The sequence below is a fragment of the Microcoleus sp. Pol12B4 genome (assembly GCF_036701385.1).
Classification (GTDB): domain Bacteria; phylum Cyanobacteriota; class Cyanobacteriia; order Cyanobacteriales; family Microcoleaceae; genus Microcoleus.
The window spans coordinates 1-8,438 of the sequence record NZ_JAUBQR010000263.1; the positions used below are offsets into that span (position 1 = coordinate 1).

Annotated in this window: 7 protein-coding genes and 1 pseudogene; all 8 read left to right on the plus strand. The window is 47.7% G+C overall.

Annotation, left to right across the window (positions count from 1 at the left end; translation table 11 throughout):
* Positions 1-92: 92 nt before the first annotated feature.
* The 8 genes and pseudogenes from QUA38_RS25415 (at position 93) to QUA38_RS25450 (ending at position 8,367) form a co-directional block, all read left to right on the plus strand.
* Positions 93-326: a hypothetical protein gene (locus QUA38_RS25415; protein ID WP_333166853.1), complete on the plus strand. Its 234-nt coding sequence runs from the start codon at positions 93-95 to the stop codon at positions 324-326.
* Between the two features lie 408 nt (positions 327-734).
* Positions 735-941, plus strand: coding sequence for a hypothetical protein (locus tag QUA38_RS25420; RefSeq protein WP_333166854.1), 207 nt, complete (start codon positions 735-737; stop codon positions 939-941).
* Positions 942-1,325: 384 nt separating this feature from the next.
* Positions 1,326-1,508 carry a CsbD family protein gene (locus QUA38_RS25425; protein ID WP_333068740.1) on the plus strand — a complete coding sequence of 61 codons (183 nt, stop codon included), beginning with the start codon at positions 1,326-1,328 and terminating at the stop codon, positions 1,506-1,508.
* A 77-nt stretch (positions 1,509-1,585) separates the two neighbouring features.
* A complete protein-coding gene (locus tag QUA38_RS25430; protein ID WP_333166856.1) occupies positions 1,586-2,029 on the plus strand; it encodes a hypothetical protein in 444 nt (147 codons plus the stop codon).
* A 116-nt stretch (positions 2,030-2,145) separates the two neighbouring features.
* The gene (locus tag QUA38_RS25435) at positions 2,146-2,658 is read left to right on the plus strand and encodes a hypothetical protein (RefSeq protein WP_333166858.1); all 513 of its coding nucleotides are present in this window, start codon (positions 2,146-2,148) and stop codon (positions 2,656-2,658) included.
* A gap of 426 nt (positions 2,659-3,084) precedes the next feature.
* Positions 3,085-3,867 (plus strand): thioredoxin domain-containing protein, encoded by a 783-nt coding sequence (locus QUA38_RS25440; protein ID WP_333166860.1) that lies wholly within the window; start codon positions 3,085-3,087, stop codon positions 3,865-3,867.
* Positions 3,868-4,177: 310 nt separating this feature from the next.
* Positions 4,178-6,664: pseudogene (locus QUA38_RS25445) on the plus strand (DUF4347 domain-containing protein); the annotation flags it as partial.
* A gap of 152 nt (positions 6,665-6,816) precedes the next feature.
* The gene (locus tag QUA38_RS25450) at positions 6,817-8,367 is read left to right on the plus strand and encodes a Calx-beta domain-containing protein (RefSeq protein ID WP_333166862.1); all 1,551 of its coding nucleotides are present in this window, start codon (positions 6,817-6,819) and stop codon (positions 8,365-8,367) included.
* Positions 8,368-8,438 lie beyond the last annotated feature (71 nt).

The window sequence follows — 8,438 nt, forward strand, 5'->3', positions numbered from 1 at the left end:
TAAATCCTCAGCATTTAAGAAATTGGTTTGCTAACTGTTGCTATTGTACCTCATAACAGCGGAAAACGCTGTATATTGGTAACGACATACTGATGACAACAGCCGTTTTATTGAGGAGCGGAATGATGGCTAACTATCACGTTCTGGTTTGGAGAGCAGTGGAAGAGGCGACTCCTTCACTGACTTTAATTATCGTGAAAAACGGATTGAAAATGCTAGGGATAGAGCGGCAAAACGGTATCTCTGGGCAAGAGGAATCCGCCTCTAAAGAGGGAAAGTGTGGGGAGAATACCCCCTCTACTTCTACTATTGACGATGCACCCTGAGATAGCAAGTGGATTTCGACGAACCATGAATTAGAATATCCATCCGCGACGGTCGGGGAGTATTTCAAGGATGTCGAAACAGCCTCATCTAAAAAACGACAAAAGGTACTTATGGCGATCGCGCCGCAGAAAAATTCTCACCCCTCCTCCCCTTTCCCCAACTCATTCACCGCCCACGCCTTGCGACTCAGCAAGCAATCTCACGCACTATTCCCCTTCAGCTATCTCCTTTGGGGCTAATGGAAGTTTCCGTAATTTATCTTAACTATAAAACTCAAAACTCTTCACCAGCCCCTATCTCCCTTCAGACAGAGGAAAGCCTTCGTGATTTCCCTTATGATAAATATAAGGTTAACTTCTAAGTACCCTTGTTAAAAATAAATTTTGCAAACAATAGGGGAAAAACTAATGAATAGTCAAGAAAACGCGAACCACACGGACAGCAAAAATCAAGTCACGCTACCAAAATCTAGGGAAATATTGCTCGGCGAGGAAACAGAAAAAGCCCTCGATAACCAAAAAAAAGAAGATGCTCAAACTATGCGCGCTGTAGAACAGTTAAAAGAAGAACTTCAGCAAAAAATAGATGAAGAATGTCATCACAAGGTAGATTAAAACTAATAGGTTTTTTTAGGGTGTGGGTAAAATCGGGTGTTGCCCACACTCCCCTTGGGAACGCTGAAGGCAGAATTAAATAAAAAGATAAAAAGAATTTTTTAAGCAATAAAAAATTCTTGGGTGTACTGGTTACCATACACCCAATTTTTTTTTAAAATAACTAATTCATTGCAACCAGCATACAAGCTACAAAAAAAATAAGTAGGAAAGTAGCATTTGCTTCAAGACGAAAAATACCTGTTCCATATTCGATATTCCCTATTCCCTATTCCATTTGTTATTCGTTGTTTCTTCCTAGAGGTAGAGTGCAATGCAGCTCCTGGTTACCTATGATGAGTTTAAGTAAAAAATGTCAAATTAGATACACATAGGTAGAAAACCATGAGCGTTGAAGATAGAGCAAAGGCAACTGGCAACAACATCGCAGGCGCAGCTCAAGAAGCCCTAGGCAATGTTACTGGCGACCCGAAGGATAAAGCAGAAGGCAAAGCCAAGCAGGCCAAAGCTGAAGCGGGTCATGCGATCGAAGATGTAAAAGATGAACTCAAAAAGAAACTAGACTAAGCTTCATACTAATTGAGAGGGTCGAGCAACCTGATCCTTTCAAGTATTCAACTTGTTTTCAGAACGGAGGAAAAAAGGTGAGTTTATTGCAGCAGAGTCGCAAAATAATTGCGGGCGTACTATTGGTATTAATGCTGGCTATTACTACTGCCTGCGCGCCCAGCGTTTCAGCCCAAAAACCGAGTGATGTACCTGGAGCAATTGGTGGCAGTCAGGGTTATTACGCCCAGCTAGAACGTGGCAATACCGCCGCAGGTCAAGATTTTGGTCAATGGGTAACAAAGACGGCTCATGGCCTGGTTCAGGATGCTTACGTGCGCGACAATAACAAATTGGGAGTTGTAATTACCCCGCAAGTCCTCCCTACTGAAGTGAAAGATTTGGCGAAATCTTTAGCACAAGGTTTTCACCGCAATTTCCCAAATCAGGATGTAAGTGTTTTGGTTTATGCTCCTGATAAAAAACTGATTTTGACTGCTAAGTACGACCAGCAATCAAATCAGATTGAATACAAGTCTTGACCGGGTTAGCAAGCTTAAGTGATAGCAGCATGGCGGTTTAATATTCCGCAGTTTTTTGAAGGCGAAACCATCTCAATTTAATACTGAACTGTTGTGTAGATTGGAAGAGAGTTACCATGAGTAGCAGCGATAATTACAAGCGTCAAATCATGAACGATTTAGCCCAGGGCGATCGAGAAATGATGCCGGAGACAACTGGTGAAGATTACGAAAACTTTGACGATTTTGCTCAGAGAACTTCGCCTGCTCAGCGCAAACAATTATTCGGGCGTTCCCTGAATCACGACTCCCTCCCGCCGGCGCAGTTGGAACCGGAATTGCAAAAGGCGATCGCCCAAATTAAGCCAAACGAACGCGACGATGTAGCGCGGGAATTCTTCAAACATTTGGGCAAGAGAGGATTGGACGATCGCCAATTGGAAAAGCAGCTAGCACTTTCGACCCACCACGCCAGCCGCATGAATGCTGACGATGTTACCAAGCTGGCCTCGTTTACCTATCACAATCACCCAGATATTTTCCGAGAAGTGCTGGCAGAACAGCCGAGTTTGATGAAGTTTTTGGGAAATCCAATTGTTGCTGGTATTTTGGGAATAGTTGCGGCTAAATGGCTCAACAACCGCAAATAGTCTCCGGTTCAGCCAAGCCTAAAAGCGGATAATACCTGCAGCAAATAAAAGGACGATCGCCTGGGCGATCGTCCTTTTATATTTTATATCTAGTCGTGTAAAATAACCGCGATCACGTTTCTAGTGAGGACTCAAGTCCTCAGAATCTTATGAGGACTTGAGTCCTCATTACAAACCTTTTTGATTGCGGTAGTTTGAGGAGAGATAATACTTAATAAATCCCGATGATTGAAATCTTAATTATTGCCCTCGTAGCTGTTAGAGAGATTAACATCCCTTGGCAATTACCGACTACGAATTACCGAGTGCCAATGACTAATTATTGGTCAAAGCTAAAAATAGCTCGACAGCAGTCAACAGCAGTATACCTGACACTCCGCAAAATTAAATGTAGGATTAAGTGTTGCCGTGAATCAGAAAAAAAAGATGAACGTATCCACTATTTGGCGAAAACTCCGCAGCCAGCAAGCCTTGTGCTTTGCTGCACTCCTGGTAAGTTGCCTGGTATTTATCGGTTGTTCCCCCGCCCAGTCAGCGGCTGGCAATTCAGTCGATCCCAAGTTGAAAGAGCAAGTCTTGCAGATTATACGCGAAAACCCGCAAGCAATTTTAGAGTCGGTACAAGCGTACCAGCAACAGCAGCAGCAGTCTCTCAAAGCAGCGCAGCAGTCATTTTTGCAGGAGATGAAAACTAATCCCAAATCTGCTATTGGAGATTCTCCGAGCACGGGATCACCTTCCCAGCAAATTGTACTTTTAGAATTCTCTGACTTTCAATGTCCGTTTTGCGCACCCGCTCACGATACTGTCAAGCAGTTTATGGCAAAACACCAAGACAAAGTTACTTTAGCTTACAAGCATTTTCCCTTGACTTCAATTCACCCTCAAGCCCTGCCAGCAGCTAAAGCAGCTTGGGCTGCCCAACAGCAGGGCAAATTTTGGGAGTATTACAGCGCTTTGTTTGAAGGGCAGAAAGAGTTAGGCGAACCATTGTACGGATCGATCGCCCAAAAGCTCAATCTAAAATTAGATAAATTCAACACCGATCGCAACAGCCCCGCCGCCGAAGCCGCCATTGCCAAAGACGTGCAACTCGCTCAACAACTGGGCATTGAAGGCACTCCATTTTTTATTATGAACGGCCAAACTTTCTCCGGGGCGATCGAGCTTTCTGAGATGGAAAGCATTCTCGCCTCTGTCTCGAAATAAGTAAGCCCACCTGAATAAACAGAACAGATCCCCGATTTCTTAAAGAAATCGGGGATCGAATGCGCGATCGGGTTGATAGCTATATTTACTGACTAATTTTTACGATTGGGAACAAATTTGCTCCTTGTGTTGTCTTAGTAAGACTCTAAGCTGCTTATTAATTAAGCATTATATCTTGCCTTTTACAAGCTTTCCCAAACCTAGCTAGTGGATTCAAATGATTATTTGTTAATACTAATTTGAATTCTTTTGGCAAGAAGATCGTCGCTTTTAAGCTCCATTTCCTTTGCATCTACGAGGAAAATCGATCATGGAAAAAATTACGCAAATAGTTGTCATTGACCCAACCGTTGAAGATTATCAAAGCCTTGCACCAAGCCCCGAACCAAGGAAAGAGATATTTATACTCGATCGGGCGGGGGATGGAGTCGAGCAAATTACAGAGTTATTAGCTAGCTACACCGATCTGGACGCCGTTCACATTGTTTCTCACGGCGGGCCTGGAAATTTGCAACTGGGGTCAATTCAGCTAAATTCTGACAATCTAGACGAATACGGCGATCGACTTCAGCAGTGGAAAAAGGCTTTAGCCCCTAACGCCGATATCCTCCTGTACGGTTGCAACGTGGCGGCAGAAATCGCCCCACCGATAGCGGGACGATCGTTCTTGCAACGCCTCAATCAACTCACAGGTGCAGACATCGCCGCCTCCAAAAACCTGACAGGAAGTGCTGCATTAGGCGGTGACTGGGATTTAGAAGTAACAATTGGTTCGATTGAGACACCTTTGGCATTCACCCAAGAGACGATCGCCAGTTACGATCGCGTTTTAGCTTCTTTTGGAGTCACCAGCACGAACGACTCCGGCTTAGGATCGCTGCGAGATGCGATTACCCAAGCAAATGCTACTCCAGGGGCAGATATTATTGACCTGACTGGCATTACGGGCACAATTACCCTCGCGACGACATTGCCACCTATTAATGAAAGCCTTAGTTTGAACGGCCCTGGGGTGGCTAACCTGACAGTCAGCGGTAACAGCGCAGTGCAGATACTAACCACTACTACCGGCCCTGTTAGCATCTCTAACCTCACCTTTGCTAACGCTAATACAGTTGGTGGTGGCGGTGCGATTAATAACGGCCTCGGCGTTACCCTGAACCTCACCAACGTTAACTTTTTGAGCAACACCGCTGGAGGAGGCGCTGCCCTTTTCAACAACAGTGGCACAGTGACAATAACTGGTTCCACCTTTACTGCCAATACAGTCAACAGTTTCGGTGGTGGCGCAATCAGGCACGGTGGCGGTATTCTCACCATTGTGGACAGCTCTTTTACCGAAAACACAGCGGATGCTAACAGTCAAGGCGGCGGTGCCATCTTGATCGATAGCGGTGCGGTAAACATTACTGGCAGTGCCTTTACTGGTAATAGTGCACAAAACACCGTTGACGGTGGCGGCGCTATCTACCACAGAGGCGGGGGAGAACTGCTGAGCATTCTCAATAGCACTTTCACTAACAACATTTCGGCGGGTAACGGCGGTGCGATCAGAAACGACTCCCAGCCATTGAGTGTTACCAGCAGCACGTTTAACAGTAATCAGGCTGCACAAAATGGAGGTGCGATCGTCAACGAGGGCGCGGCAACCATTACCAACAGCACGTTTTCTGGCAACACCGCAACCAACTTTGGCGCGATCAGGAACGGTGGTACGCTGGATCTGAGAAGTAGCACTCTTACTCTCAATAGTGCAACAAACCAAGGTGGCGGCATCTTCAATACCTTGACGGCAAATGTCCGCAACACCATCATTGCTGGAAACACGGCTACTGTTTTAAACCCCGATGTAGACGGCACATTTACAAGTGAGGGCAATAATTTAATTGGAATAGGCGGCGCTACTGGCTTCACAAACGGTGTTAATGGCGATCTAGTAGGCACTGCTGGCACTCCCATCAATCCGAATCTAGCAGCGCTGGCCAAGAACGGCGGCCCCACGCAAACCCACGCGCTGAATGTAGGTAGTCCCGCGATCGAGGCGGGTAACAGCGCGATCGCACCTGCTACGGATCAGCGCGGCTTAAGTCGGCCTTCTGGCAGTGCTGTTGACATCGGCGCTTTTGAAGTACAGCAGATTGTTAGCATCACCGCGCCGGATAATTCAGCCGCTGAAACTCCTATCGATCCAGGCACTTTCCGCGTTAGCCGCAGTGATAGCACAGTCGGTAATTTGACGGTGAATCTCGCTATTGATGGCAGTAGCAGCGCTGTTGCTGCTGACTACAATCTGGGCAGTACCTTTCCGGTCACTATTCCCAACGGGCAAAGCTTTGTGGATGTGATTCTGACTCCGGTTGATGACGCTATACCGGAGTTGGCAGAAACGCTGCGATTGAATTTGGGAAATGGGAATTATGCGATCGCACCGGCCAGCAGCAATGCTACGGTGACTATTGCAGCCAATGACTCGATTGCTTATGCGATCGCACTCACAACTCCAGCCACAGGTTCCTTAACTGAAGGCAACTCCGGCACTCAACCCGTCACTTTCACCGTAACTCGCAGCGGCGGCACGGGGGTAGCGAGTACAGTAAATTATGCGATCGCTGGTACCGCGAGCAACGGCCCAGACTACAATAATATCAATGGTGCCGGGGCTACTACCGCCACAGGGACGATCGCCTTTGCCGCCAACGAAACAACTAAAACTATTGCTGTGGATGTCTTGGGCGAAACCGCAGTTGAACCTGACGAGACAATTACCGTCACCCTCAGCAACCCAAATTTGACCGCAGCGCCAGAAAGTTCGACTGTCACCACCAGCACCGCCACTGCTACCATCACCAATGATGATATTCCTAGTATCTCGATCGATGATGTAGTTGTTACCGAGGGCAATACGGGTACTGCTAGCGCCACCTTTACCGCCTCTCAGCAGCTTTTAGCTTGCCCGTCACCGTCAATTACGCCACGTCAGACGGTACTGCTAACACTGCTGATAGCGATTACACGGCGGCCACAGGCAGCGTCACCTTTAATGCCGGGGAAACGACAAAAACCATTACTGTTGCTGTCAACGGCGATTCTAAGTTTGAAACTGACGAAACATTTAACGTCAACCTCAGCACCGCTGTCAATGCGACTATCACTAAAGCGACGGGCATAGGTACGATTGCAAATGACGACTTGGAGTCACCAACTCCGACACCGACGCCAACTCCGACACCGACGCCGACTCCACCGACGCCGACGCCGACTCCACCGACTCCAACTCCGACTCCGACTCCGACTCCGACTCCAACTCCGACTCCGACTCCGACTCCGGCTCCAACTCCGACTCCGACTCCGACTCCCACGGAAACTCCGACTCCGACTCCCACGGAAACTCCGACTCCGACTCCAACTCCAACGGAAACTCCGACTCCGACTCCGACTCCGACTCCGACTCCCACGGAAACTCCGACTCCGACTCCGACTCCGACTCCCACGGAAACTCCGACTCCGACTCCAACTCCAACGGAAACTCCGACTCCGACTCCAACTCCAACGGAAACTCCGACTCCGACTCCGACGGAAACGCCAACTCCAACTCCAACGGAAACTCCGACTCCGACTCCGACTCCGACTCCAACGGAAACACCCACACCAACGCCAGAAACTCAAGACGAAGATTGCATTTGCAAGCAGATAACCTTTCCCAGCCAGACTGCTATTCGCGGCCCCAACCAAACAAATAGCACCACCAAAGGTACAGAAAGTGACGACTTTCTGGAGGGTTCGATTACCAATGACAATATCGACGGCTTAAATGGTAACGACTTGGAGGTTGGCTTCACTGGCAATGACAATATTTATGGTGGATCTTACCTCAGCATAGATCTAGGAAATATGACCATTCTTCCCTCTGCCAAAGATAGCGACGTGCTGTTTGGCAATGAGGGCGATGATTACCTCAACGGGGGCGCTAAAGATGATTTAATTTTTGGGGGGAAGAACGAAGATGTTGCTTACGGTGGCAAAGATGACGACATAATTTTTGGAGACAAACAGAGCGATACTTTAATTGGCGATGAGGGTAATGACACATTATACGGTGGTACTCTTAACCCTTTAGACATCGATTCTACAGGTCGCGATTTGCTATTTGGCCTCAGTGGCGATGATTACCTGAACGGGCAAGAAGCCGAAGATTCCCTTTCTGGCGGTAATGGAAACGATACAGTGCGTGGCGGCAAGGGTGATGATTTGGCCCTAGGAGACTTGGGCAACGACGTGCTGTTTGGGGATGAGGGCAGCGATACTCTCTGTGGTGGCGACGGAGAAGATACTATGTACGGGGATATTGGCAGCCCTCTGGCGATCGGCTCCGCTGGCGCTCAAGACCAGATGTGTGGTGATTTGGGCAACGATTTGTTGTTTGGCAATGAAGGTCAGGATACCGTTAACGGTGATGCTGGAAACGATACTCTTTATGGCGGCAAGGATGAAGACAGGTAATTGCTCAACTAGGGGAAAAAAGGGAGCCATCAGTAGAGAGAGCTTGTTGAATAGATTGATAAGCAGTTAAA